Annotated in this window: 23 protein-coding genes, 1 tRNA gene and 2 pseudogenes; 14 read left to right on the forward strand and 12 right to left on the reverse strand. The window is 69.0% G+C overall.

Annotated elements, in window-relative coordinates; all coding sequences use genetic code 11:
- Entirely contained in the window at window positions 1-1,329 is a 1,329-nt protein-coding gene (locus AC067M_RS11705) for an ABC transporter substrate-binding protein (protein WP_478696813.1), read from the reverse strand.
- 852 nt (window positions 1,330-2,181) lie between these two features.
- Window positions 2,182-2,691 carry a hypothetical protein gene (locus AC067M_RS11710; protein ID WP_478696886.1) on the reverse strand — a complete coding sequence of 170 codons (510 nt, stop codon included), beginning with the start codon at window positions 2,689-2,691 and terminating at the stop codon, window positions 2,182-2,184.
- A gap of 389 nt (window positions 2,692-3,080) precedes the next feature.
- On the opposite strand from AC067M_RS11710, the gene AC067M_RS11715 reads away from it, so the two are divergent.
- A complete protein-coding gene (locus AC067M_RS11715; protein WP_478696814.1) occupies window positions 3,081-3,974 on the forward strand; it encodes an alpha/beta fold hydrolase in 894 nt (297 codons plus the stop codon).
- Between the two features lie 621 nt (window positions 3,975-4,595).
- Here AC067M_RS11715 and AC067M_RS11720 read toward each other — a convergent pair.
- Window positions 4,596-5,639, reverse strand: a complete 1,044-nt coding sequence (locus tag AC067M_RS11720) for a fatty acid desaturase family protein (RefSeq protein WP_478696815.1) — start codon at window positions 5,637-5,639, stop codon at window positions 4,596-4,598.
- 286 nt (window positions 5,640-5,925) lie between these two features.
- On the reverse strand, window positions 5,926-6,732 hold the full coding sequence (locus tag AC067M_RS11725; protein WP_478696816.1) for a hypothetical protein: 807 nt from the start codon (window positions 6,730-6,732) through the stop codon (window positions 5,926-5,928).
- Between the two features lie 197 nt (window positions 6,733-6,929).
- Between AC067M_RS11725 and AC067M_RS11730 the strand changes: the two genes are divergently transcribed.
- The 5 genes from AC067M_RS11730 to amaP are packed head-to-tail and all read left to right on the forward strand — an operon-like array spanning window position 6,930 to window position 9,356.
- Window positions 6,930-7,361 (forward strand): Asp23/Gls24 family envelope stress response protein, encoded by a 432-nt coding sequence (locus AC067M_RS11730; protein WP_478696817.1) that lies wholly within the window; start codon window positions 6,930-6,932, stop codon window positions 7,359-7,361.
- A gap of 35 nt (window positions 7,362-7,396) precedes the next feature.
- Window positions 7,397-7,624: a hypothetical protein gene (locus AC067M_RS11735; protein WP_478696818.1), complete on the forward strand. Its 228-nt coding sequence runs from the start codon at window positions 7,397-7,399 to the stop codon at window positions 7,622-7,624.
- Window positions 7,621-8,067 (forward strand): Asp23/Gls24 family envelope stress response protein, encoded by a 447-nt coding sequence (locus AC067M_RS11740; protein WP_478696819.1) that lies wholly within the window; start codon window positions 7,621-7,623, stop codon window positions 8,065-8,067. Before AC067M_RS11735 ends, AC067M_RS11740 begins: the two co-directional genes overlap by 4 nt.
- Complete coding sequence (locus AC067M_RS11745; RefSeq protein WP_478696820.1) at window positions 8,064-8,753, forward strand: DUF6286 domain-containing protein; 690 nt, start codon at window positions 8,064-8,066, stop codon at window positions 8,751-8,753. The genes AC067M_RS11740 and AC067M_RS11745 overlap by 4 nt, the downstream gene beginning before the upstream one ends.
- Window positions 8,754-8,762: 9 nt before the next feature.
- The gene (amaP, locus tag AC067M_RS11750) at window positions 8,763-9,356 is read left to right on the forward strand and encodes an alkaline shock response membrane anchor protein AmaP (protein ID WP_478696821.1); all 594 of its coding nucleotides are present in this window, start codon (window positions 8,763-8,765) and stop codon (window positions 9,354-9,356) included.
- Between the two features lie 409 nt (window positions 9,357-9,765).
- On the opposite strand, the gene AC067M_RS11755 is transcribed toward amaP, so the two are convergent.
- The 4 genes from AC067M_RS11755 to AC067M_RS11770 form a co-directional block, all read right to left on the reverse strand.
- Window positions 9,766-9,921 (reverse strand): hypothetical protein, encoded by a 156-nt coding sequence (locus tag AC067M_RS11755; protein ID WP_478696822.1) that lies wholly within the window; start codon window positions 9,919-9,921, stop codon window positions 9,766-9,768.
- Window positions 9,922-10,093: 172 nt separating this feature from the next.
- Window positions 10,094-10,429 (reverse strand): CPCC family cysteine-rich protein, encoded by a 336-nt coding sequence (locus tag AC067M_RS11760; protein WP_478696823.1) that lies wholly within the window; start codon window positions 10,427-10,429, stop codon window positions 10,094-10,096.
- Window positions 10,430-11,047: 618 nt separating this feature from the next.
- Window positions 11,048-11,632 carry an ALF repeat-containing protein gene (locus AC067M_RS11765; RefSeq protein WP_478696824.1) on the reverse strand — a complete coding sequence of 195 codons (585 nt, stop codon included), beginning with the start codon at window positions 11,630-11,632 and terminating at the stop codon, window positions 11,048-11,050.
- Between the two features lie 843 nt (window positions 11,633-12,475).
- Window positions 12,476-13,231, reverse strand: a complete 756-nt coding sequence (locus AC067M_RS11770; protein ID WP_478696825.1) for an ASCH domain-containing protein — start codon at window positions 13,229-13,231, stop codon at window positions 12,476-12,478.
- Between the two features lie 158 nt (window positions 13,232-13,389).
- Between AC067M_RS11770 and AC067M_RS11775 the strand changes: the two genes are divergently transcribed.
- Both AC067M_RS11775 and AC067M_RS11780 read left to right on the forward strand, forming a co-directional pair.
- Window positions 13,390-13,587, forward strand: a complete 198-nt coding sequence (locus AC067M_RS11775; protein WP_478696826.1) for a hypothetical protein — start codon at window positions 13,390-13,392, stop codon at window positions 13,585-13,587.
- A pseudogene (locus AC067M_RS11780) lies at window positions 13,584-13,715 on the forward strand (site-specific integrase); the annotation flags it as partial. The gene AC067M_RS11775 and the pseudogene AC067M_RS11780, both read left to right, overlap by 4 nt.
- 450 nt (window positions 13,716-14,165) lie before the next feature.
- Here the strand turns inward: AC067M_RS11780 and AC067M_RS11785 are convergent.
- Window positions 14,166-14,531: a hypothetical protein gene (locus AC067M_RS11785; RefSeq protein WP_478696827.1), complete on the reverse strand. Its 366-nt coding sequence runs from the start codon at window positions 14,529-14,531 to the stop codon at window positions 14,166-14,168.
- Between the two features lie 98 nt (window positions 14,532-14,629).
- On the opposite strand from AC067M_RS11785, the gene AC067M_RS11790 reads away from it, so the two are divergent.
- The 4 genes and pseudogenes from AC067M_RS11790 to AC067M_RS11805 all read left to right on the forward strand — a co-directional run.
- Window positions 14,630-15,274, forward strand: coding sequence for an RNA polymerase sigma factor (locus AC067M_RS11790; RefSeq protein WP_478696828.1), 645 nt, complete (start codon window positions 14,630-14,632; stop codon window positions 15,272-15,274).
- On the forward strand, window positions 15,271-16,359 hold the full coding sequence (locus AC067M_RS11795; protein ID WP_478696829.1) for a CU044_5270 family protein: 1,089 nt from the start codon (window positions 15,271-15,273) through the stop codon (window positions 16,357-16,359). The genes AC067M_RS11790 and AC067M_RS11795 overlap by 4 nt, the downstream gene beginning before the upstream one ends.
- Complete coding sequence (locus tag AC067M_RS11800) at window positions 16,360-19,734, forward strand: S8 family peptidase (protein WP_478696830.1); 3,375 nt, start codon at window positions 16,360-16,362, stop codon at window positions 19,732-19,734. It begins immediately after the preceding gene.
- Between the two features lie 13 nt (window positions 19,735-19,747).
- Window positions 19,748-20,124: pseudogene (locus tag AC067M_RS11805) on the forward strand (tyrosine-type recombinase/integrase); the annotation flags it as partial.
- 81 nt (window positions 20,125-20,205) lie between these two features.
- On the opposite strand, the gene AC067M_RS11810 reads toward AC067M_RS11805, so the two are convergent.
- Window positions 20,206-20,278, reverse strand: a tRNA-Arg gene (locus tag AC067M_RS11810).
- Between the two features lie 246 nt (window positions 20,279-20,524).
- On the opposite strand from AC067M_RS11810, the gene AC067M_RS11815 reads away from it, so the two are divergent.
- Window positions 20,525-21,393 (forward strand): IS5 family transposase gene (locus tag AC067M_RS11815; RefSeq protein ID WP_478696831.1). Its coding sequence is split into 2 segments (ribosomal slippage): window positions 20,525-20,912 and window positions 20,912-21,393, totalling 870 coding nucleotides; the frame shifts between segments, so codons are not numbered across the junction.
- Window positions 21,394-21,416: 23 nt separating this feature from the next.
- Here AC067M_RS11815 and AC067M_RS11820 read toward each other — a convergent pair.
- Window positions 21,417-22,220 carry an SDR family NAD(P)-dependent oxidoreductase gene (locus AC067M_RS11820; RefSeq protein ID WP_030241602.1) on the reverse strand — a complete coding sequence of 268 codons (804 nt, stop codon included), beginning with the start codon at window positions 22,218-22,220 and terminating at the stop codon, window positions 21,417-21,419.
- Window positions 22,221-22,307: 87 nt separating this feature from the next.
- Between AC067M_RS11820 and AC067M_RS11825 the strand changes: the two genes are divergently transcribed.
- Window positions 22,308-23,159 carry a helix-turn-helix transcriptional regulator gene (locus AC067M_RS11825; RefSeq protein WP_478696832.1) on the forward strand — a complete coding sequence of 284 codons (852 nt, stop codon included), beginning with the start codon at window positions 22,308-22,310 and terminating at the stop codon, window positions 23,157-23,159.
- Between the two features lie 121 nt (window positions 23,160-23,280).
- Here the strand turns inward: AC067M_RS11825 and AC067M_RS11830 are convergent, their stop codons facing one another.
- Entirely contained in the window at window positions 23,281-23,544 is a 264-nt protein-coding gene (locus tag AC067M_RS11830; RefSeq protein ID WP_478696833.1) for a GntR family transcriptional regulator, read from the reverse strand.
- Window positions 23,545-23,657 lie beyond the last annotated feature (113 nt).

The raw sequence follows: 23,657 nt of genomic DNA on the forward strand, positions 1-23,657 counted from the left end.
TCAGCGGAGGGGCTCAAGTTCGCCTCCGAGCGGGATCCCACTGAAGGCGCCGTTGTCGACGATGACCGGCTCGACGGCGAACCTGCTGCCCGCCCCCGCCTTGCGCCACTGCGCCATGACCAGGGGCTCCGTGGACACGTTCTTCACCGGCCCGGACGTGAAGTCCAGCGGCCCGGCGACGGTGATGAGCTTGGCCCTGCCGAGGGCGGAGGCCAGTTCCTTGCGGTCCTTGGGGTTGGAGGTCTCCGTCAGCGCGTGGACCGCGACCTCGAAGAGCGCCATGTTGGACCCGATGATCTGGGTCCACTGCTTGCCCGTCGACTTCTCGTAGTCGTCGGCCAGTTGCCGGGCGGTCTGGTGGGTGAGGGTGGAGCGGTACGGGAACTTGGGCGACCACCAGAAGCCGGCGGTGAGGCCGTGTCCGAGCGAGCCGAGCGCCTCGATCTGGGAGGGGAGGAGACCGGTCTTGGCGATGCTCGCGATGCGCGGCCGATAGCCCTGCTGCCGGGCCTGCTTCCAGAAGGTGGCGAAGTCGGGCGGCAGCGGGAAGGTGTTGAAGATCTCCGCGTCCGCCTTCTTGAACGCCGCGATCTGCGCCGAGTAGTCGTTCGTCCCGTCCTCGTACGCCCCAGGGTCGACGACCCTGAACCCGCTCCTCTTCAGCTGCGGCCCGAGCCCCTGCCGGATCGCCTTGCCGTCGGGGTCGTTCGGCCACATGACGCCGACCCGCCTGTTGGTCTCCACCCCGCCCTTCGTCCACAGGGAGATGTACGCGGCATGGATCTCCTCGACGCCGATGAAGAAGTGGTAGGTGTACGTGAAGGGCTTCTCCGGGGTGGCACCGCGGCCGAAGTACCAGGCCTCCCACGGCACGGCGGTCGACAGACACGGGACCTTGGCCGCCTCGCACGCGTCGGCGACGGGGTTGACCGTCTCCGGGGTGGAGGTGACGAGCATCAGATCGATCTTCTCGCTGTAGATCAGATCGGTCGCGACCTGCGCGGCGGTCTGCGGATTCGACTGACTGTCGCGGTCGACGATCTCGACCGAGTACTTCTTGCCGCCGATCGTCAGCCCGTCCTTGAAGGTGGCGCGCATCTTCTTCATCAGGTAGGCGTTCGGCTCGCCGAAGCCCGCGGCCGGGCCCGTGCTGGGCGAGACATAGCCGATCCGGAGCACCGCGTCGGTCTGCGCCGAGGACTCCTTGATGCCGCCGCAGGCGGTCAGCAGACCGCCCGCGGTGAACAGGCCGATGGCTCCGGCCGTTCCCCGGAGAGCGGATCTTCGGGACAAATTGCCGTTCGCAGGTGTGCTCGTGGGTGCGCTCATACATGCCTCCGGGCACGTCGAAGGAGCGGAACTGAGGGTGGTGAAGCTGCTGGGGGAGCCGGAATGGGCGGCTGAAGTCGCTGGGGGAAGCCAGAGCCGACGGCGGAGGGCGGTGGCGGGTTCCTGCGCGTCCCGGTAGGGCCAGGCAAGGTGCCTGATATCAGGGACCCTGATGATGACGACGATGATGCACACGGTGACGCCGGATGACAAGCCGGATGACAAGGCTGTTGCCCAGACGTATCGGACGCACTCTTCGAAGGCCACTTGCCCGGCCCCTCGGGGAGGAGTTGCCGTGACGGTCTTGACGTCGCCCGCTCGGCAGGCGTATTTCTTTCTCAGGTTTCCTGACATCTGGCCAGGGTGGACCGCGCTCGACGCACGCCTCTGCCCCTCAATCCCACATCCGCCTGCCCGTATGCTCGGCCACACCCGCAGCCGCATCCCCCGCCACATCCCGGACGAAGCCGAGACCGTGGACAATCTCGCTGAGCGCGAGGACGCTCCACGAACTCGGGCCGGCTGCACCGCGCGAACGGCACAAGCCAATTACCGGCTGCGCACCGCCCGTACTGCAATTCACCCGCGAAGACGGCGGCCCACCACCGAACCCGGCGCCCGAACTCGCCGAGGTCGATCTCCGGACCGGAGCTCGTGCCGAAGATGCTGATCCTGTGGGAGAAATCCGGAGTCTGGCGATCCGCCCGCTCACGCGAACGGCCCCGGATGAGGAGTCCGAGGCCGATCAGACCCCCTCCCTGGGGGAGAAACCCCAGACTGCTGTGTGCCGCCGCAGTGCGGGGCCGTTGATGTCAGCGGATCAGCTCCGGCACCGGCAGACCTACAAAAGCCTCAGGACGCAGTCGTCCTGCGCCGGTAGTACGCGAGCGTGGTGGCCGCGAGGAGGGGTGCCCAGGCCAGCAGCGGGAAGTAGCAAACCACGAGGAGTACTTGCTGGGCCGGCGTCTGCGTGACACGCCCGATCATCCCTGCCGCCTGTGTACAGGCGAACCACCCCGCTATCGTGCACAGCATCGCCGCCCCGAGCAGTGCCGGTACTACCGCCGCGAGTGTATGCACGCGCCGTCCGCCGATGAGCGGGAGCCGGCGGGGTGCGACCTCACCCCACGGCCGCACCAATCCGAGTGTGAGCAGGGCGAGACCTTCTGTTATCAAGGTCAGCGAGATGGCTACGACCGCCTCGCGACCGTCCCGGCCCAACTGCTCCGCCACCGGGAGCCCGGCCACCTGGGCGATCCGCCACAGGCCGGACGGCAGGGTGACAAGTGGCACCGTGTGGGCGGCGAGGACAGCCCAACGTGGAGCATTGGGTAACGCGTCGATCGTCACCATGAGTTCCATGGTGCTCACGCCGATATTCCCGCGCATCCGCATGCAGGATGACAAGCTCTCCTCGATGGGGAGTGCCCCGCTACGACGTCGGGGCCAACGCGAAATCGCTATCGCCGCACTTCCAAAGCTGAGACGGTGGCCCCAATGTGCGAGTCAAGACCCGTCTTCTTCACGCTATCGGGGCAATGTCGTCGACCAGAGCAACCCGCGAGGGCCGTCTCGTGGCGACGTCATCACAGCGCTGTTGCACCTGCCCTGATCAGGATCCTTTCGAGGGCAACTGCTTTATAGGCAAAGAGAGTTCGACTCTGTGACCCGCCGAACCCTCTCCTTGCCCTCCCTGCGAAAATCAGGTCGGCGGGGGCCGCAAGGGCCGTCGTACAAGGGGGAGGCGAACCATGGCGGCAGGGATCAGCTCTTTCACCGATAATGCGGCCCAGACGCGTGTCCTGGCTGCCTATGACCGGGCAATGGAGTTCTGGCCCGCGCCGCGAGAGGAACGGGACGTCATGACCCGTTTCGGAAAAACTCGGGTCCATACCTACGGTGCCGGTGAGCGGATACCCGTCGTGCTGCTGCACGGGCAGAACGCGACGCCTGCCGAGTGGGCTCCGCATGTCGTGGCACTGGCCCAGGGAGGCCGCTCCGTGCTGGCCATCGATCGCGTGGGCGAGCCCGGATACAGCTCGCAGAAGCTTCCGATTGACAGTGCCGACGACACGGCCGCCTGGCTGGAGGAGACCCTCGAGGGACTGGGCTTGGACCGCCTCCACCTGATCGGGCACTCGTACGGCGGCTACGTGGCGCTTCAGCATGCCGTACGCGCGCCAGGGCGGATCGCCTCGGTCACTGTGTACGAACCGCCCCGGGCCCTGGTCCCGCTCAAGCCGGGCTTCCTACTGGGTGCCATCGCAGGCTTCCTGAGCGGCTCCGAGAGCTTTCAACGCCGCTGGTTCACCAACCTCATCGGTGACACGGGAGTCAACTCGGCGGAGGCAGAAGCGGGAACGCGGCTGGCACTGGATGCGATACGCGGCTTCCGGATCCGGCTGCCGCAGCCGCAGCGCATGAGCGATGATGCGTTGCGCTCGATCGCTGTGCCCACCCTCGTTCTGCTGGGCGGTGCCGACCGTGTCCTGGACTCCCGCCGCGCAGAGGCCCGTGCTCGCCGCCTCATCCCGGACGTAAGCACCGAGGTCGTGCCCGGTGCCGGACACGGCATACCCGTGAAGATCTTCAACAGCCGGGTTCCTGAGTTCATCTACGGAGTGGAGCAAGCCGACGGTGTCTGACGAGCCGGGCGGATTACCGTGTGCGCGGCACGGACGCCGGCCGGGCCGCGCGCGGTGAGCGGAGCGAGCTGAGTGATCCTGTGACCTGAGGAAACGTCGGCTGTGGCGTGCTCGGCCTGGGAAAACACCCCTCCGTGGTTCTCGCTTGTTCACGGGGTTTCCCGGCCTCATGTGTGCTGGCGTTCCCGACGCTGCACCGGGCTGCTGAACGAGGTGCGCCCCACCTGGTCGCGCTACGGAACGGACACCACACCGGCTCACCGGCTCACCGGCTCACCGGCGAGGGCGGCACCCCGCCCGTTCAGCCCCGGCAGCCTGCAGACACTGGTCCCCGACACCGCCGAACGCGACGTCTGCGGCCGGACTGTGCTCGCCGGCCTATGAGACCTGCGAGCCTCCGCACGACAGGTGCACGTCGAAGAGTTCGGTCTGGCCTGAACCGGAAAGGGTCCCGACGTCCAGACCTGGGCGCAGCCCCGCCTCCAGGCTGAGCAGCATCCGGTCGCTCACGTAAAACGGCCCCGGACGACGAGTCCGAGGCCGATCAGAGCGCCTCCCTGTGGGAGAACCCCCAGGTGCGGCGTAACACGTTGTGCACCGATGGCTGCGGCAGCGCCTCCTCTAGGCGGGGGCGCGGGGGTGCCTGAGCGGTGCTCCGGCCTGATGGAGGCTGGTGAGGGCCAGCCGGTAGGAGGTGATCAGCCCGGTCTTCGTGTAGTCCACGCCCAGGTCCTCGCAGTGGCGCCGGACGATGGTCCTGGCCTTGCGCAGGTTGGGACTGGGCATGCTGGGGAACAGGTGATGCTCGATCTGGTGGTTCAGTCCGCCCAGCGCGATGTCGGTGAGCCGGCCGCCGCTGACGTTGCGCGAGGTGAGCACCTGGCGGCGCAGGAAGTCCGGGCGGTCTTCCCCCTTCAGGATCGGCATGCCCTTGTGGTTGGGCGCGAAGAGGGATCCGAGGTAGACACCGAACAGGCACTGGTGGACGGCGAGGAAGGCGATCGCCATACCGAGGGGCAGCAACCAGAACAGGACGGCCAGGTAGAGCGCGAAGTGCGCGAACAGCAGGACGCCGTCGAGCGCTCGGTGCTTGAGCGAGCGATTGGCCAATGCCTTCACGCTCGACACATGCAGGTTGAAGCCCTCCAGCGTGAGGAGTGGGAAGAACAGGAACGCCTGCCAGCGGCCGATCAGGCGGGGGAGCCCGGTGGCGACCCGGGCCTGGTCCTGGGACCAGACCAGCAGGTCGGGGTCGAGGTCGGGATCGAGCTCCTCGTGGTTGGGGTTGGCGTGGTGTCGCGTGTGCTTGTCCTGCCACCACCCGTAGCCCATCCCGATACCGGCACCGGCGATCCGTCCGGACACCTCACTGGCCCGGCGCCGGCGGAACACCTGGCGGTGGGCCGCGTCGTGGGCCAGCAGGGCGACCTGACCGAAGACGACGGCCAGGAAGGCGGCGACGGTTAGGGTCCACCAGTTGTCACCGATGAGCGCGACGGTGGCCCACCCGCCGAGGTAGAGCCCGGCGACCACGGTGATCCGCAGTGCGTAATAGCCGGGACGGCGGCGCATCAGGCCGGCATCAGCGATCTTTCTCGACAATCGGGCGAAGTCACTGCCGGACGTCTCCGAGGGCGGGGGGCGGACCGTGGTGTTTGCGGTCATGTTGCTCAAACTCTCTCCGAAGGAGGCAGATGGTCAGGCGCCGCCTCGGGAGTTGCTGAGACCGGCCCACAGACATGGATGCGCTTCCGCCGTTGCGGATGCACATCGCGCGACCGCGGAGCAAGGACGACGTCTGCTTCGTCTGTCGGCGGCAGCGCAGGCCCTTCGTCAGTATGCGGGTTCCCTGCCAGGCAGGTCTCACACCGTGGCAGGACAGGGCTGGCGTAGCGGTCCGCGCACTTTCAGGGAAGAACCGGGGACGGACCGGTGAAGGGGGGCCGGCTGATCACTGAGGGGCACTCATCACGGTGACCGGCGAGGTCCGTAGCCAGGCCGCGGTTTCCGTGATGAGGACGGCGACGGTGACCGGGCCCGGGGTGTCTGTGGTGGCTGCCTCGGCTACCGCCTCCCGGACGGCGCGGGCGACTTGCAATGGATGGTGTCCGGGGCCGACCGCGAGGTGAACCTCGATGTGCCGGCCGGGTGGATCATCATGGTCCTCCACCCTGACCGGGCGGCTGCCCAGCACGGCGGTGAGGTGGGCGACGCCCGGCACACCCGCTGCGACGTCCGCCAGCTCCCCGACGAGTCCCCGCATGGACTCTGTTCCGGTCACCGAGGGCGAGCTCCGCGCGGCCGCAGCTTCCGGCGTGGGCCTCATGGCCGTCGCCGCGGTCCGAGACATCACGCCGGCCTCCGGGACCTCACGGAGATCCGTTACGCGCATGTCTGCCGTCGCCGTGGCCAGCCCGAGCCGTTCAGTGGCCGCGCCCAGCAGTGTGCTCCTCAATTCGTCGGCGGTCTCCGGCAGCGGCCGCACGAGGGATGCGGTGAAGGCGGCCTCGATGGTGAGCGGGCCAGGCGGTAGCGCGCTGGCCGGCGGACGGACGGCCGGCTCGGACACGGGTTGGAGCGGCGCCGACCCGATGCGCAGGGACTCCAGCCGGACGCCGGGGACCTCGGCGGCAGTGCGCCCGAGGGCCTGGACGGCCGCTTGCTCGGTGATCCACGTCCCGTCGTGGGGCCCGCCGAGCGGGAGCAGCCGGCCCAGGTCAAGCTGGCTTCGTACTGCCTGCGTCAACGCCTCGGTCACTGGCCTCTCACCCTTCTCCACGGCCGCGGTTCTCTTCCCGCGGCGCTCTGCCCGGAGTGTCCGCGAGAGCTCGGGGCAGGGGCCTCAGGCCACTCGTCGGACCACCCGTCTCACGCTCTATACCAGGCAAAAGGTACTAAAAAGAATATAATCCGAGTGAAGGGTGCTCTGTGGCCTTGCGAGGGAGGAACATCCCGATGACTGAGAAAACCGGCGTCAGGCTCGGCGCTGCGCCCGGTTCTCGCGGCCGGACGACCGTCGCCGATGTGGTGGTCGAGAAGATCGCCGGAATGGCGGCACGGGACGTACGCGGCGTCTATGCCCTCGGCAGCGGATTCGCCCGCTCGATGGGATCCATGCGAGAGCGGATGCCCGGCGCCGGCAGCGGCAAATCCGCCACGCGCGGGGTCAGTGTCGAGGTCGGAGAGCTGCAGGCGGCCATCGATCTGGAGCTCGTCGTCGACTACGGCGTCTCGATCACGGACGTGGCCGCCGCGGTGCGGGAGAACGTGATCTCCGCGGTGGAGCGGATGGCGGGTCGGGAAGTCGTGGAAGTCAACATCATGGTCAGCGATGTGAAGCTGCCCGACGAGGAGGACGAAGGGGAGGAGCGGCAGCGGATCCAGTAGCCGGGCGGCAGCCCGCTTGAGTGAAGGAGCGCGAAATGAGCAGGGCCGTGGTGGGCTTGATGGCCGGAATGGCGCTGGGTTTCGCCGCGTATTTCGGTGACTTCTGGGCTTTCCTGCTGGTGCTGGGGCTGGGCCTCGTCGGTCTCGTCATCGGGCGGTTCATGGAGGGTGATCTCGAACCGGGCGACTTCGTCCGCCGCCGGGACCGGCAGGAGCGGATCCGCGACGACCGGCGACAGGCTCGGGGAGACTGGCGGCGGTGAGCGGGGAAGCCGATGAGCGTCCGGGCGTCCCCCGCGGGGAGCGCGGGGCGACCGCCGTCACCGACCGGGTCGTCGCGAAGATCGCGGCCCGGGTGGCCCGCGAGGCGCTGAGCCGGTTCGCCGAGTCGGCCGGCCACGTACCACCCGGTCGCCGGACGCCACACGTGAGCACATCCGTACGGCGGGCGCCGGAACGGACCAGCGCAGAACGGGACGCCGAGTCCGCCGCCGGACGGCAGGCGGTGCTCGGCGAGGCACGGCTGCACATCACCGTCGAGCTCGGCTATCCGTCCGACATCGGGGCGCAGTGCGCCGCGGTGCGCCGGGAGGTCACCGAGCGGATCAGGGCATGGGCCGGCATGGAGGTGTCCGACCTCGCGGTATCGGTCGAGCAACTGCACTCGGCGCATACGCGGCACACGGACCGGGAGAGGGTGAGATGAGCGTGAACACCTCGCGGCAGCCGACCGGTGACAGCGACCTCTCCTCCGGTCCGGGACAGGCGGCTCCGTCCGCCGACGGCACCCCAGGGGCGGCCGAGGGCGCTACGAAGATGATCGACGGATCAGGCCGGTCGGCGCACCGTTTCTGGTCGTCGCGGCGGATCCCCGCGGCCTTGGCAGCCCTGCTGTCCGCCGCGGCCGTCGGATTTCTCCTCTACGACGTGGTCGCGGTGCGGGCAGGCCGGAATGCGATGCGTTGGCGGCGGCGGCTCGCCGAGGAACTGGCCACACGGCCCCTGGACGACGTCTGGATGATCGTCGGGGCCGCGGTGGCGATGGCCCTCGGCCTGTGGCTCTTCCTCCTGGCGGTGGCGCCGGGACTGCGCCGGCTGCTGCCCATGCGGCGGCCCACCGGCATCCCCGGGACAGAGGACGTCCGAGCCGGGCTCGACCGCCGTGCGGCCGCCCTGGTTCTGCGCGACCGGGCCATGCAGGTGCCCGGTGTCCAGTCGGCACAGGTCGATGTCGGCCGCCGGAAGGTAAAGGCCCAGGCACGGGCACATTTCCGCGATCTTGAGGAAGTCCGCGGGGACCTGGACGCCGAGCTGGGCGAAGCCGTGACGTCCTTGGGCCTGGCCCGGCAACCCACACTGGCCGTGCGCGTCCGGCGCCCAAAGAAGGGCTGAGGTGATCAGATGCTCAAGACGGCGAACCGGGTGCTGCTCGCACTGCTCGGCCTCGGACTGTTCGCCCTGGGCGGCGGCGTGCTGCTGGGCGCACTGGACCTGCAGCGCCACTGGGATTTCGACGTGCCGGGCTGGTGGCCCTTCCGTGGGCCGGACGATGTGGTGCTGGGCACCGAGGGACGCACCCGGTGGCGGGAAGAAGGCTGGTGGTGGCCGACCGTCATCGCGGTGCTCGCCGTGCTGCTGGCCCTGCTGCTGTGGTGGCTTTTCGCGCAACGCAGACACCGCCTGGACCGTGCCCTCGTCGACAGCGAAGACGGCGTGCCGGCCCGGCTCAACGGCCGCACGCTGGAGAGGGTCATCGAGGAAGAGGCACAAGCCCTGGACGGGGTCTCACGGGCCCACGTCCGGCTGACGGGCCGACGTACCGCTCCCACCGCACGCGTACGGCTGCTGCTGGAGCCTCACGCGGACCCAGCGCGGACTCTGGGACGACTGAGCCGCGAACCACTCGCACACGCACGAGACTCGGCCGGCCTGGACCGTCTCCCCTCGAAGGTCCGACTCCGGGAAGCCCGCCACCGCGCCGAACGCGCCACCTAGGGTCTTTCGTTTGGATCAGGCCGGATCAGGGAGCGGGGTCCGGTGCCGTGCATCGCAAGGCGGAGGAAGGTGGCAGGCCGGGGCCCTGCCGACCGACGACAACGCGGCGAGGCGCGGTGCCGGGGCCCGCGAGCCCGGCATGATCCAAACGAAAGGCCCTAGGACCCCCTGGGCTAAAGCAGGCAGGCCGGTACGCCACCCGGGCGCAAGATCGACGCCGACGCCGAGCGGCTGAGGATGGAGTCCCGCCTCAACGACGGCTCCTGAATGGTGCGTAGAGCCACTGCTACCCATCGGTCGGCCTGCGGCGCCGAGTGCGCGTCGAACGATGCCCGCAGCGCTGGCTGCGTCTCCTCGGTGAGGTCTTCGGTCCAGCACTCGCACCAGTAGCCCCACTGTGGCTTGTCCGTCAGCACGGGTGTTCTCCTGGGCGAGGGGCCGTGAAGAGTTCCGCGGTGACTGTGCGGCCGCTGTCGCTGTTGCGGACGACGATCCGGTGGGCGATCGCGTTGACCATGGCCAGGCCGCGGCCGTGCTTCCCCGCCGAGCTGCTCGACGACGTCACGCGCCACCTCCAACAGTTCGCCGAGTTCGATCGCGCAGCCGCGCAGCCGCGCAGCCGCGCAGCCGCGCAGCCGCGCAGCTAGCTCCGGCTCGTGCTCGCTGGGCGGTCTGGAGCCCAGTCCCAGTCGCTGGGATCCGTCGCTGTCCGGCGACGTTGATGTCACCTGGTGATGTCAGACCGTGGGGTATTCGTTCGGCAGAGGGGCGCGTACGAACTTGGTGCGTCGCTCGTCGCTCGCCCCCAGAGCACGGAAATTGCTTCGGGCTTCCGTGAGGCTGAGCCGGCCGTTGGGACCGCCTCGCACCCGGTCAGCATCGTCGTCGTCCTGGCCGTCATCCTCCCAGAAGCACACGGGGCAGATCTCGAAGCAGCCGCGCTCATCGAGCGTCAGGAAGCCGCAGCAGGGACAGGGATACGGGCCGTCCTCGGCCTTCCCATGGATGTTGACGAACGGAGTGACCACCACGGCATCCTGCCCTGCCGTGCCGCCAACCGCGAGCGAGTACATAGGCACTGCTCAGCCGGGCCACGAGCCTGGCAAGCCGTGACGATGTAGAAGCGGTTGCCCGAGGCCCAGCACGTTCTGGCATGACCTCTTGGTCCCGAGGCAACTTGGGTGGGGGCTCTGCCTTGGGCCGGTGTGCTCCTCACCTGCGCTGATGGTCCGCAGGCGTCCGCGCTTGTCCGCCGTTGTTCGTGGGCGTTGTTACGCAGTTAGACACTCACGACCGTGAGGCCGGAAGGCGGTGAGTAGCCGACGGGGACGTTGACGGCCAGTCCAGAACAGGCGGGCCGCTGTCCATCAGCTGCTGGACAGCGGCCCCCCCGGGTCCTGATCTGCTGACCAACCTCATCCTTATCAGGTCGGTCACAGGCATTGATCAGCCACGAATCTTCGCCGTTGACCGGAGGCTGGAGGTCCGTCGAGACTCGGCAGTGACCGGGCTGGTTCGTGTCTGTTGGTGTCAGCTGCTGATGTCACGGGCCGGGGCGGTCGGGCTCATCGACAGTCCCGAATCAGGAACCGTGAGATGGACATCAACGCAGACGGCGACACCGGGGGCTCGCGGACAAGGAGTCGACGCAGGGTGCCCCACGCTCGAGACATGATCCGTCGGACTGGCCACTAGCCGACCTCGTACTGGCCGACCTCCAGGAAGTGGCGCAGCGCTTCCGGGGTGTTGTCGTCGAGGGCAGCGCCGGCCGCTGCGCGCAGGGCGTCGCTGATGTTGGGGTCGGCGAGGAGCCGGAAAATGGCGACCCGGTCGTCCTCGGCCTGGGCCAGTCGGTAGCCCGTCTCCAGCCAAGCGCGCGTCTGCTGGGGATTGTTTTTGTCGAGAAGCTGGTTGACTTCCGCAAGGACGCGCTTGCCGCTGTCCGGGTCGGCGAGAATCCTGGCGAGCGCGACCCGGTCGTCCTCGGCCTGGGCGAGTGGGTAGCCCGTCTCCAGCCAAGCGCGCATCTCCTCCACGGTGCCGCTGTCGAGGAGCGCGTTCGCCTCCCGGATCACGCGCTTGCCGCTGTCGGGGTCGGCGAGGATGCGGGATATCGCCACCCGCAGGTCGTCCGCACTCATCTCGTCGTAGGGCGAGCTGGCCGTCGCGACGGTGACTGCGGGGGCGATGGAGGCGGCCATGGACGGCGTAGCGAGTAACAGCGCCGGGGCAAGAGCGCCTGCGGCCACAGCAAGGATCACACGAGTCGATCTCATGAGGTCAACCACCTTTGTCATCTTGAAGGAGTGCGGTGCGGGGATTCTCCCAGAAGGGGATGGGCTGGCGCAGTGCCTTGATCACTCAGCCTTCGCCGATCCCGCTTGCCGGTGGCTCGCATCACTGCGGCTGCAGTACTAGCGGGCACGGGTGCACCCGCTAGCCACCCTTGTTGACCGCTGCCTACCCCTGTATCTGGCACGGCTGTGGCACGGCGACCTCTTCGTCCCGAATAAGGTCAGGGCGAGATCAGCACAAGGGGCGCAAGGCATTTGTGCAGGTCAGATCTTCGCGGAGCAAGGTGTTGTTGTCGGGACGGCTAAAGTTCGCACGTCCAGCGGCTGGTCGTCCTGTGTGTTCGTCAAGAGGGCCTGCGCCCTCGTACTCGTAGAGCCCGTCTTCCCGCCAACCGGCGGAGCACCCTCCGTAGTCTGAGACTTGGGCATAGAGAACAATGTGTGAACTAGTTGGCGAAGGCGCGATTCCACGGATGACGGACGTCCCGTAATCCCGATTGATGAGCCTCCGGTCGGCAAAGTCCCCCCGCCGGTAGCGCCAAATCTCCGGGTTCTTGAGCGGTGAACTGATCCCCACGGTCTACCCAACTTCAGCTCGGCGTCATCGAGTTCATCACGCTAACGTCAGCCACTGACAACGCTTGCGGACGCGGGGCCTACGGAACCAACGACCTCTTCGTCCCGAAGCAACTGGGGCGGGCCCTCGACGTGCGGCCTGTGCACCTCTCGCCTGGTGCGATGGTCCGTAGGCATGCGAGGTTGTCCGCCGCTGTACGTAGGCGTTGTCACGCAGTTGGACACTCACCCCGGCAGCTGGGCAAAGGTTCATGTGTCAGCCAAGCGGAACTGGACGATGGCAATATCATCGGCGGGGGCGATGTCGGGGTAGTGGTACCGCAGCCTGTCGTGTAGTTCTTCAAGATCGCGGAATCCGTCAGCGATGGCGTCCTGCTCGGTCAGCTCGTCGACCTTTTTTGAGATGATCTGCGTTACGACACCCTGTAGCACCACCTCCTCATCCAGCTCGAAGACCATGTTGACCGGCCCCGTGGCAACCGGATCACGGAAGCGAACGGTCGTCGTCTTCCGTCCGGTGCGGACGGCGGCGAGATAGTCCCGATGGAAATACATGGACTGCCTCGCCGTCGCGTGGCAGCCCGGTTCAGAGGAAGCGGCCTGATCGGCCCATACGTAGCTGTGCGGGAGGAGGCCCGCTATGGCGATGCTGCGAACCCCGTCGGCCGTGGGCACCAGGACGCGGATGTCTGGATGGTGGTCGAGAAGGACTTGTCGATCACGGCCACACGGCGCGAGCACACCGCGGCCCCTGTCGCCGACAGCAACAATGGTTGCCAGCTCACGCGCCCCTGCCGCACGGGCATGCCCCAGTGCCACGAGCTCTGCACAGGGTCCGCCAGTGAAGTGGTAGAGGTTGATGCCACCGAATATCCGTCCTCGCGCATCTCGGACAGCGGCTCCAACCGTGTGCACCTCTCCGTCGCTGTTGGCCTCCACAACGCGCTGGGCGAACTCGACCAGCTCCATGTCTTCTTCTGTCGGCAATTGCAGGATGCTGTCCACGCCCAGCACCCTACGGCTGGCACTTGGGGGCGACGGACCCACGGGTGCATTGTGCGTGAGGTCGGCGGAGTCTCAATGACTGGGTCAAGCCGATGGTGCGCCGCCCATCAGTGAGGACGGCGCACCGTCTCCTTGACTGGACATGCCAGACTGCGGCCGTGGAGGAGATCTACCAACTGTGGTTGGCAGCGGTGCCGAGCGCCATACCCGAGGACGAGGCTCGCATCCATTGGAACTGTAAGGACGACCCGACGCCGGCTCTGGACGAGGGCTTGCGTTGCGCCTCCTACCTGTACGTCGGTTCCTGGGGTGACGAGCACGAGCCGGAGAACCTGCACGCGGGTCAAGGACACTGACCCGCATGGGCCACAGCAGCTCGCGCGCCGCGCTGATCTATCAGCACATGACCAGTGATCGTGACCGGGCCATCGCGGATCGGCTGGGGGCCATGATCCGCGAGGGTGGGGGAGAGGCCACCAGCTAGGGAATGTGGATTCCGCGTGGACTCCAGTGGCACGCGTGTGGCACGACCTCGAACAAGACGAAGGGCCAGCCGGGGAGGAAACTCCTCCTGAGCTGGCCCTTTAGTCTGTGCCCCCGGCAGGCTTCGAACCTGCGACACCCGCTTTAGGAGTTCGATCAACGCCCGCCCCTTGGGCCGTCGTCGGTAGGTCCGACGGTCGTCCGAAGATGTTGCTGTATGCCGCCGTCCGGCCCTGTTGATGTCAGAGTTGGATGTCAGCGAAACAGCTCCGATGCTGGGCAGACCTCCAACGGATCGCCTGGTCGGTCCGCCTACTGCCACTACATGTGCACCGCCACGAAGTCCGGCAGCTCCGTCGGCCGTCGTCGTCCTGCCCGGCGAGCACCAGGCCGCGCGACAACAGGGCTGTTGCACTCGGGACAGGGGGGAGCATCGTCGGGCAAGGGAGATCTATTCCGGGCGCGCCTGGATGGCGTGTGCCTGGACCGGCGCGATCGTCAGCGCGAGGCCCTGGCCCCGTCGGTTCTCGGCCGCTCCGGTCCGCAAGTGTTGCGGCCCGTGGGCGAGCAGCTCTGCCGAAGCCCGGGCTCTGGTTTGCGTACGACGACAACGGCGCCGTTCACCGTCGCTGAGACCGGTGCCCGCCGTGCCGGTGGGCGTTGCCGGATAAGCCTGTTCCGCGCCCGCGTTCGGCCTCGACACGTCCAACAGCTCCTCGACCAGCGTGCGCAGCACCCGGGCCGGGTCCCGCATCAGATCGGGCGCCTTGCTTCCGGGCCTCGCAGCCTGAGCGGTGTGCGGCTGAGCGGCTGCCATGTCCAGCGAGTCCTGGTGCGGTCACCGCCCCGGTGGCCTGTGCGACGGCTGTGACGTGTCTCACCGGAACTCGCCCGCACCGGCCGTCAGTTCAAGACGTGACCACAGATATGCGAACCCGGGTGCGAAACGGAGATCCGGACGCCTTCGCGGAACTCTTCGACGCGTGCGCCCGCGCGGTGTACAACCACGCCTTCCGGCTGACCGCCGACTGGTCGCTGGCCGAGGACGTGATGTCGACGACCTTCATGGAGGCGTGGCGGCGCCGGGCATCGGTCGAGGCCGAGGGCGGCTCGCTGCGGCCGTGGCTGCTGGGCATCGCCACCAACGTCGCCCGCTCCCACCACCGCAGCAACCGCCGCTACCGCAACGCGGCGAGCGCCGCGGCCGCCGCGCACGCCGCCGAGGAACGGGTCGAGGACCACGCCGAGGAGACCGCCGGACGCCTGGACGACCGGCGCCGTATCAACGCCACGCTTACCGCCCTCAGCCTGCTCAAGCGCCCCGAGCGCGAGGTCCTGACGCTGTGCCTGTGGGAGGGGATGGAGTACGCCGAGGCGGCCCGCGCCCTCGGTATCCCGGTCGGCACCGTCCGCTCCCGCCTCTCCCGCGCCCGCTCCAAGCTGCGCAAGCTCGCCGACGCGCAACTGCTCGGAGAAAAACGGGAACCCACCCGCACGAACCGGCAGATAACAGGTGATCGCGGATACGCGGTCCGGTCCGCACAGGAAGGAAACCGATGAACGCCAGCCCCTCCCACCGGCCCCACCACCCGGCCGAGTGGACGGAGACGCAGAGTCTGCTGCCCTCCGCCGAGCGGGATCTGCCGGCGGGCCGCCACCAGTTCCACAAGGAGCAGATGATGGCCCGGATCCACGAAGACCTCCGCACCTCCTCCCGTACGTCCGCTGCCTCTCCGGTCGCGCCCGTGAAGCGCTCCAACCCGTTCCTGCGCCGTATGATCCTCCTGCCCGCCGCGGCCTTCGCCCTGGCCGGCGCGGTCGCGGGCGGCCTCGCCCTCACCGGCGGCGGGACCCACGGCGGCAAGACCGCCCTGGCCACCGGCCCCGCACTGACCACCAGGATCGGCGTCGCCGACCCCAAGGGCGCCCCCCAGCTCCTCGAACGCATCTCCCTGGCCGCCGCCGACACCTCCGCGCCCACCCCGCGCAAGGGCCAGTACATCTACATCGCCTCGAAGGTGGCCGACAGTTACATCAAGGTCGACGGCGACAAGCGTGAGGCGGTCAGCAACGAGCTGCGCTCCCGCCAGGTCTGGAACTCCCTCGACGGCAGGGACGGTTGGCTGATCGAGGCCGGCGAGACCAGCGACAAGGGCATCACCCTGAAGAGCGACACCCCGTTCAGCGGCGCCTACAACGCCCTGGCCGCGCTGCCGACCGACCCCGACACGCTGCTGCAGCGGATCTACCGCGCGTCGGACGCCGTCCGGGACCCCGAGGTGCCGCGCGACCAGGCCGCCTTCGTCGCGATCGGCGATCTGCTGACCGAGAGCTACCCGCCCGCCGAGGTCGGCGCCGCCCTCTACAAGGCCGCGGCCAAGATCCCCGGCGTCGTCGCGGTGGATGACGCGGTCGACGCCATGGGCCGGCACGGAGTCGCGATCGCGCGGGAGAACCCCATCGCCGGCGAGCGCACCGAGTGGATCTTCGACAAGAAGACGCTGCGGTTCCTCGGCGAGCGCATCGTGGTGGTCAAGGCCACTGCGGGCAATCCCCTCAAGGTCGGTACCGTCACGTTCACCAGCGCGATCACCGAGCGCGCGGTCGTCGACGCCAGCAAGCAGGTCCCCGGGCAGGCGAGCTGAATGCGCGACAGAACCACGAGCGCCTCGCTGGCCGCCCTGCTGGTGGCGGGGCTGATGACGGGCGCCTCGGTGGCGGCCACGGGCTCCGGCCTCGGCTTACGGACGCAGGACACCGCCACCGTCGCGGCGCCCGGCGGCTCCGCCCTCGGCGCGCGGACCGCGGGCTCCGCCTCCGCGGCCGGCCGGTACGTCACCCTCCTCACCGGCGACCGGGTCCGGCTGGACGCCCGGGGCCGGGTGACGGGCGTACGGCGGGCACCGGGCCGTGAGCACGTCCCGGTGTCCGTGCGCGGCGTCGGGGGCGATCAGTACGTCGTTCCCGCCGACGCCGCCGCCCTGATCGGCCAAGGCGTCCTGGACATGCGGCTGTTCGATGTAAGCGGCCTGATACGCGCCGGCTACGACGACACCCGGCGCGGCACGCTCCCGCTGATCGTGTCGTACGAGGGCAAGTCCGCCCAGCGCAGGAGCACCCAGAAGTCACTGGTCGCGGACGCGGACGCCACCGTGAGCCGGGAGCTGCCCAGCGTGGCGGGCGCCGCGATCACCGTGCCCAAGGCCGGGGCCGACGACATGTGGCAGGCCCTCACCGAGGAGCAGGGAGTCGCGCGGGTCTGGCTGGACGGCCGGTTCAAGGCGCCGGCGGACGAAGACGGCGCGAAGGCCGGGGAGGCGGGCGGCGGCGTCGCGCAGATCGGCGCCCCGACCGCCTGGGCGGCCGGATACGACGGCAAGGGCGTCAAGGTCGCCGTCCTGGACACCGGCGTCGACACCACACACCCGGACCTCGCCTCGGCGGTGAAGGCCTCGAAGAACTTCACCGGCACCGGCAGCACCGACGACATGGCCGGCCACGGCACCCATGTGGCCGCGACGCTGGCGGGCTCCGGCGCACGGTCCGGCGGCCGGTACAAGGGCGTCGCGCCCGGTGCCGGAATCCTCAACGCCAAGGTGCTGGACGACAGCGGCGAGGGCAGCGACTCCAGCGTCATCGCCGGCCTGGAGTGGGCCGCCGGGCAGGGCGCCAAGGTGGCCAACCTCAGCCTGGGCCAGGCCGACACCCCGGGGGAGGACCCGGTCGAGGCGGCGGTGAACGCCCTCTCGAAGAGCACCGGCATGCTCACCGTCGCCGCGGCCGGCAACGAGGGCCCCGACGCGGGAACCGTCGACTCCCCGGGGTCCGCGGAGTCGGCGCTCACCGCGGGCGCCGTCGACGGCGAGGACCGGCTCGCCGACTTCTCCAGCACCGGCCCGACCGCCGACAGCGCGCTGAAACCGGACCTCACGGCGCCGGGCGTGGCCGTCGTCTCGGCGAGGGCGGCGCACGGCCACATGGGCGACCCGGCCGCCGACGGCTATGTCTCCATGTCCGGTACGTCGATGGCGACGCCGCATGTCGCGGGGGCGGCCGCGATCCTCGCCCAGCGGCACCCCGACTGGACCGGCGCACGGATCAAACAGGCGCTCACCGCGTCCACCACCCCGACCACCGGCGCGACCGGCTACCAGCAGGGGACGGGCCGGCTCGACGTGTCCCGGGCACTGGAGGGGGCGGTGGCGAGCGAACAGACCTCCGTGTCCTTCGGCAAGCAGCGGTGGCCCCACACCGACGACCGGCCGGTCACCAAGCACATCACCTACCGCAACGACGGCGACCACCCCGTCACCCTGGACCTGACGGCCACCGCGACCGGCCCCGGAGGCAGCACGTCCCCCGAAGGCATGTTCACGCTGAGCACCACACAGCTCACCGTCCCGGCGGGCGGCACCGCCGACGTCGACCTCACCGCGGACACGCGCGTCGAGGCGGCGGACGGCGCCTACTCGGGCACGCTGGTCGCCACCGCGCGGAACGGCGCCGAACCCGCTGCCGTACGGACCGCCTTCGGCGTCGTACGCGAGGCCGAGGCACACGACCTCACCCTGAAGTTCCTCGACCGCGGCGGCAAGCCCGTGAGCGCTCCGCTGACCGAGATCCTCGGGTACTCGGGCACGTACTGGACCACGAACCTCAAGGACTCCGAGCAGATCTCCAAGGGCGTGTACCGGGTGCGGGTCCCGCGCGGCGACTACGTCGTGGACACCGTGATGGACGACGCCAGGGGCACCTCCGCGCTGGTCCGGCCGAGGCTCTCGCTGACCGGGGACACCACGGTCGTCTTCGACGCGCGCAAGGCGAAGCCGGTCCGGATCACCGCGCCGCAGGGCGCGAAGATGTCCGACGGCCAGCTCAACCTCGCCGTGGGCACCGGAGACACCGGGAGCGAACCGCACAACAGCACCCTGTTCTGGGGAACGTTCAAGAACCTGCGCACAGCGACCCTGGGACCGACCGCCCCGGCCGGGAGGCTCAGCACGCAGCTCGGCGGCCTGTGGCAGAAGGGCAGCACCACCTACCACCTGCTCCATAACCTGCCCGACCGCTTCCCCACCGGCTATCGGCACACCACGCGCATGAACGAACTGGCCCTGCTGAAGCGTAACTTCGGCTCGTCCGTCGCGCACCGCAAGGGCATCGTCAACGTCCTGTGGAGCGGCCCCACCCTGTCGCTGGGCACGGTGAGCGACCCCTTCCCGCTGCCGACGACCGCGAATATCTACGTCACCACGCCCAAGGGCTTCAAGTGGACGGCCAACCTGGGCCAGCGAAACGCCTCCGGAGACGACGAGGACGTCTTCTACGGCACGGAGAGCGCGAGGTCGTATCAGGCGGGCCGGACCTACGCGGCCACGTACAACGTCGGTGTCTTCAGCCCGATCACCGGCGGCCCGTACGGCGCACAGCGCGACGGCGACACCCTGGACCTGTGCGTCCCCGACCTCGCCGACGGGAGCGGACACCCCGCCTTCTCCACAGCGAAACGCCACACCACGGTCACCGCGGACGGCAGCACCCTGCTCGACAACGACGGCGACCTCTGCCAGACCGTGGAGAAGCTCCCGTCCGTCCCGGCCCGCTACACGATCCGAACGAACCTGACCCGCCCGCCAGGCGTGGCCACGACCACGAGCCGCCTGACAGCGGCCTGGACCTTCACGTCCAGCCCGTCCGACTCCGGCTCGCTGCCCCTCTCCACGGTCCGCTTCCACCCGAAGCTGACCCCGACCGGCACGGCCCCCGCAGGCCGCCGCACCACGATCCCCCTCTCCCTCCAGGGCCCGGCGGCCACTGACCTGAAATCCCTGACGGTGAAGGTCTCCTACGACGCCGGCAAGACATGGTCCCCCGCCCCGGTGACCACCACCCACGGCAAAAGGACCCTCACCCTGACCCACCCGGAAAACGCCCGCTCGGTCTCCCTCAAATCCACCCTGACCGACACCACCGGCAACACCTACGCGGTGACGATCCTGAAGGCATACCTCCTGACCTGACGTGGTCTAGACACTCCTCGACGCGGTCACGCATCATCTGGAGCACTTCGCCGCTGCCGACCGAGACACACGTCTTCGTCGATCCGCAGAGGCGGGCAATTGCGGCGGAGGGACGACTGGGGGAAGGCTCGGAAGGCTGCGGGTGTCACGGCCGAGTTGCACTTCCACGACCTTCGGCACACGGGCAACACGCTCGCCTCGACGGCGGGAGCCAGCACCCGGGAGCTGATGACGCGCATGGGCCACAGCAGCTCCCGAGCCGCGCTGATCCACCAGCACATGACCAGCGACCGGGACCGGGCCATCGCCGACCGGCTTGGGGCCATGATCCGGGGCGGCGGGGGAGTGGCCACCCCCGAGCCCTCTGAAAAGGATCGGGCGGGCTCGTAGTGGAATGGATGTGGCACGGCGCCTGAAATGGCCAAGGGCCAGCCTGGGAGGAAACCCCTCCTGAGCTGGCCCTTCTGTCTGTGCCCCCGGCAGGATTCGAACCTGCGACACCCGCTTTAGGAGAGCGGTGCTCTATCCCCTGAGCTACGAAGGCGGAGCTTGCGTGCAAGCCTGCTGGTCAAGTGGTCCCCACGACAACTGCCGGGAAAGACCCGGCACGGATGTCGCCGGCACCCCAGCTGACTCATGACAGGGTAGCGGATGCGTCTGCTTGGGGGATGACGCAAGGTGCCTGTGCCCTGCTCCGGCTGGGGAAGTCCGCAGGGGCGCGCGGGAGGCTTCGGCCAGGGCGTGTGCCGAAAGTGGATCTTGATCGTGGGATGATCTTGGTTCATGGCGCGTGGAGATTTTGACGGACGAGCAGTGGGCGGTGCTGGAGCCCCTGTTGCCGAGGGGCAAGAAGCTCGGCCGACCGCCGATATGGATCAGGAGGCGGCTGGTTGACGGCATACGCTTCCGGGTCCGTACCGGCATCCCTTGGCGGGACATGCCGCAGGAGTACGGACCCTGGGGCCGGGTGTACGACCTGTTCCGTCGGTGGCAGCGCAACGGCACCTGGCAGCGGATCTTCACAGCCCTGCAGGTCCGGGCCGATGCCAAGGACCTGATCACCTGGGAGATCAACGTTGACTCCACCATCGTCCGTGCCCACCAGCATGCCGCCGGGGCACGAAAAAGGGGGACCTGCAGAAGGAGCCGCCCGGCGGCGTCTCCACCGAGCCGGGCGACCACGGCCTTGGGCGCTCGCGCGGCGGCCTGACCACCAAGCTGCACCTGGCCGTCGAGCAGGGCCAGAAGCCCATGTCCATCGTGATCACCGCCGGGCAGCGCGGCGACTCCCCGCAGTTCGAGGTCGTCCTGGGGCGCATCAGGGTGCCCCGACTGGGGTCGGGCAGGCCACGCACCCGGCCCACGCGGGTGCGCGCCGACAAGGCCTACGCCTCCCGTAAGAACCGCGCCTACCTGCGCAGACGCGGGATCCACTGCACCATCCCGGACAAGGCCGATCACATCCGCAACCGCAAGAAACTCGGCTCCTGCGGCGGCCGTCCGCCGAAGTTCGACCGGGAGGACTACAAAGCTCGGCACGCGGTTGAGTGCGGCATCAATCGACTCAAAAGGCACCGAGCTGTGGGAACAAGGTACGACAAGCTCGCGGTCCGCTACGAGGCGACCGTCCTCGTAGCGGCGATCAACGAGTGGCTGTGAACAGGGATAGAGGCGTCCCTGGCTCAGGCCCGCGCGCCACCGTCGACCCGGAGGACCGTGCCGGTCACGTAGGAGGAGCGGTCGCTCAGCAGCCAGGCGGCGGCCTGCGCGATCTCCTGCGGGTCGGCCGCGCGGCCCAGCGGGGTGTGCGCCGTGAGCCGCTCTCGGAGACCGGGTGATCCCTTTTCCCAGGTGCTTATCATCTCGGTCGCCGTGTTGCCGGGGGCGATGGCGTTGACGCGGATGCCTTCCGGGCCGTAGGTGACGGCAGCCGACTCGGTGAGGCTGTTGACCGCCCGTTTCATCGCGCCGTAAACGGGCAGCTCGGGGTTGCCCATCAGGCTGCCGACAGATGAGTTGTTGACGATGGCGCCGGTCCCGGCGGTGGTTCGGATGGCGGCGATCTCGGCGACCATGGCCAGCCAGACGCCCTTGAGGTTCACGTCGTAGAGGCGGTCGAAGTCGGCCTCCGGCAGCTGGTGCATCGGGCCGGGCTGCTGGATCGTCGCGCCGTTGTTGAAGGCGATGTCGAGGCGGCCGTAGACGTTCACGGCGCGGTCCACAGCGGCGCGCACGCCGGCCGCGTCGGCCAGGTCGCACACCACGTACTCCGCGGTGCCGCCCGCCGCCCGGATCTCCGCGGTCACCGCCTGCAGCTGGTCCTCCGTCCGGGCCGCGAGAAGCACTCGGGCGCCCTCGCGGGCGAAGAGCCGAGCCGCGGCGGCTCCGATGCCGCGTCCGGCACCGGTGATGAAGGCGACCTTGTTGGCCAGCAGGCCCAGGGCGGCAGGCGTGGTGGATGTGCCGGTGACAGGTGTGTTGTCCATGGCGCCAAGCCTGCGCCCGTCCGCGAAGCGCAACCAGGCACCGGCGGTACCTGGATCCGCGGCCCGGCGCCCCCGCACACTGGAGAGGTGGACCGACGACAACTGGCCGACTTCCTGCGCAGCCGACGCGAGCGGATCACCCCTGCCGAGGTGGGGCTGCCCGCCGGACCGCGCCGCCGCACCCCGGGCCTGCGCCGTGAGGAGGTGGCGCAGCTGGCGTACATCTCGACCGAGTACTACACACGGCTGGAGCAGGCCCGGGCGCCGCACCCGTCGCACGAGGTGCTGGCCGGACTGGCTCGGGCCCTGCGCCTGACGGACACCGAACGCGACCATCTCCATCACCTGGCCGGCACACCGCCGCTCCCGTCGGCCGGGCCCTCGCGCCAGGTACGGCAGAGCATCCTCGACCTGCTGCACCGACTGCCGCAGGCCGCGGCGACCGTAACGTCCGCGACCTTCGAGGTACTGGCCTGGAACGATCTGGCGGCAGCCCTGATGGAGGACTTCTCCGCCCTGCCGCGACGCGACCGCAACCTCGTGCGCCGTGTCTTTCTTGGCCCGCACACGCAGGGGCAGCGGCTGTACGGAGTGTCGGACGCGGACGCCTTCGCCCGCATCTCGACGCAGCGGCTGCGCGCCGCCGCCGCCCGCTACCCCGACGATCCAGAGGTCGCCGAGCTGGTAGCCGAACTCCTCGACGGAAGCGAAGAGTTCACCCGCCTGTGGCAATCCCACGACGTGTCCGCCGAGCTCACCCTGTGCAAGACCTTCCAGCACCCGCTGGTCGGCCCCGTCACCGTCAACTGCGACGTCCTCGACATCACCGACCGCGACCAGCAGGTCGTGATCTACACCGCGGTCCCAGGCTCGCCCTCCGAAGAGGCGCTACGGCTGCTGTCGGTCATCGGCACACAGCGCATGGACATCACGCGCTGAGCCACACCGGCCGCACTTCAACGTCCCCTGATGTGGACCGACGCCGGTCAGCATCGCCCGCGCGCTTCTGAGCCCTGCCCTGCACGGCACGGCCCCTGAGCAACCACTTTCGACACACGCCCTAGGCGGGGGGCTGGGGGGTTTCGGGAGCGGGGGGCAGGGGGTCGGCTACGAAGGTTCCCAGCCCGACTTCGCCCCGCGTCCAGCCCTGTTCCCGCACGTGGCGCATGGCCTTCGCCGCTGTCGCGTTCACCACGCCGAACTCCTGGGAGATTTCCAGGGTGGACGGGACGCGGCTTCCCGGTGGGTACGTGCCGTCCTGGATGCGTCGGGTGATCTCCGCTGCGATTTGCCGCCACAGCGGGCGTGTGCGGTCAAGGTCCATGGTTTCAGCGTGGGTGACCATGGCATTCTGCGCATCCGTGGTTATCCGTGGTTATCCACGGTATGTTGTGCCGGAACACAGAACGGCCCCGACGGGAAGCTGCTACTTCCTCA

The organism is Streptomyces sp. NPDC043427 (assembly GCF_056436655.1).

Bases quoted from the DNA above. Each gene is read 5' to 3' on its own strand.
- AC067M_RS11705 (WP_478696813.1), bottom strand. From the start codon at position 1,329: ATGAGCGCACCCACGAGCACACCTGCGAACGGCAATTTGTCCCGAAGA.
- AC067M_RS11710 (WP_478696886.1), bottom strand. From the start codon at position 2,691: ATGGAACTCATGGTGACGATCGACGCGTTACCCAATGCTCCACGTTGG.
- AC067M_RS11715 (WP_478696814.1), top strand. From the start codon at position 3,081: ATGGCGGCAGGGATCAGCTCTTTCACCGATAATGCGGCCCAGACGCGT.
- AC067M_RS11720 (WP_478696815.1), bottom strand. From the start codon at position 5,639: ATGACCGCAAACACCACGGTCCGCCCCCCGCCCTCGGAGACGTCCGGC.
- AC067M_RS11730 (WP_478696817.1), top strand. From the start codon at position 6,930: ATGACTGAGAAAACCGGCGTCAGGCTCGGCGCTGCGCCCGGTTCTCGC.
- AC067M_RS11735 (WP_478696818.1), top strand. From the start codon at position 7,397: ATGAGCAGGGCCGTGGTGGGCTTGATGGCCGGAATGGCGCTGGGTTTC.
- AC067M_RS11745 (WP_478696820.1), top strand. From the start codon at position 8,064: ATGAGCGTGAACACCTCGCGGCAGCCGACCGGTGACAGCGACCTCTCC.
- amaP (WP_478696821.1), top strand. From the start codon at position 8,763: ATGCTCAAGACGGCGAACCGGGTGCTGCTCGCACTGCTCGGCCTCGGA.
- AC067M_RS11760 (WP_478696823.1), bottom strand. From the start codon at position 10,429: ATGTACTCGCTCGCGGTTGGCGGCACGGCAGGGCAGGATGCCGTGGTG.
- AC067M_RS11765 (WP_478696824.1), bottom strand. From the start codon at position 11,632: ATGAGATCGACTCGTGTGATCCTTGCTGTGGCCGCAGGCGCTCTTGCC.
- AC067M_RS11785 (WP_478696827.1), bottom strand. From the start codon at position 14,531: ATGGCAGCCGCTCAGCCGCACACCGCTCAGGCTGCGAGGCCCGGAAGC.
- AC067M_RS11795 (WP_478696829.1), top strand. From the start codon at position 15,271: ATGAACGCCAGCCCCTCCCACCGGCCCCACCACCCGGCCGAGTGGACG.
- AC067M_RS11800 (WP_478696830.1), top strand. From the start codon at position 16,360: ATGCGCGACAGAACCACGAGCGCCTCGCTGGCCGCCCTGCTGGTGGCG.
- AC067M_RS11820 (WP_030241602.1), bottom strand. From the start codon at position 22,220: ATGGACAACACACCTGTCACCGGCACATCCACCACGCCTGCCGCCCTG.
- AC067M_RS11830 (WP_478696833.1), bottom strand. From the start codon at position 23,544: ATGGACCTTGACCGCACACGCCCGCTGTGGCGGCAAATCGCAGCGGAG.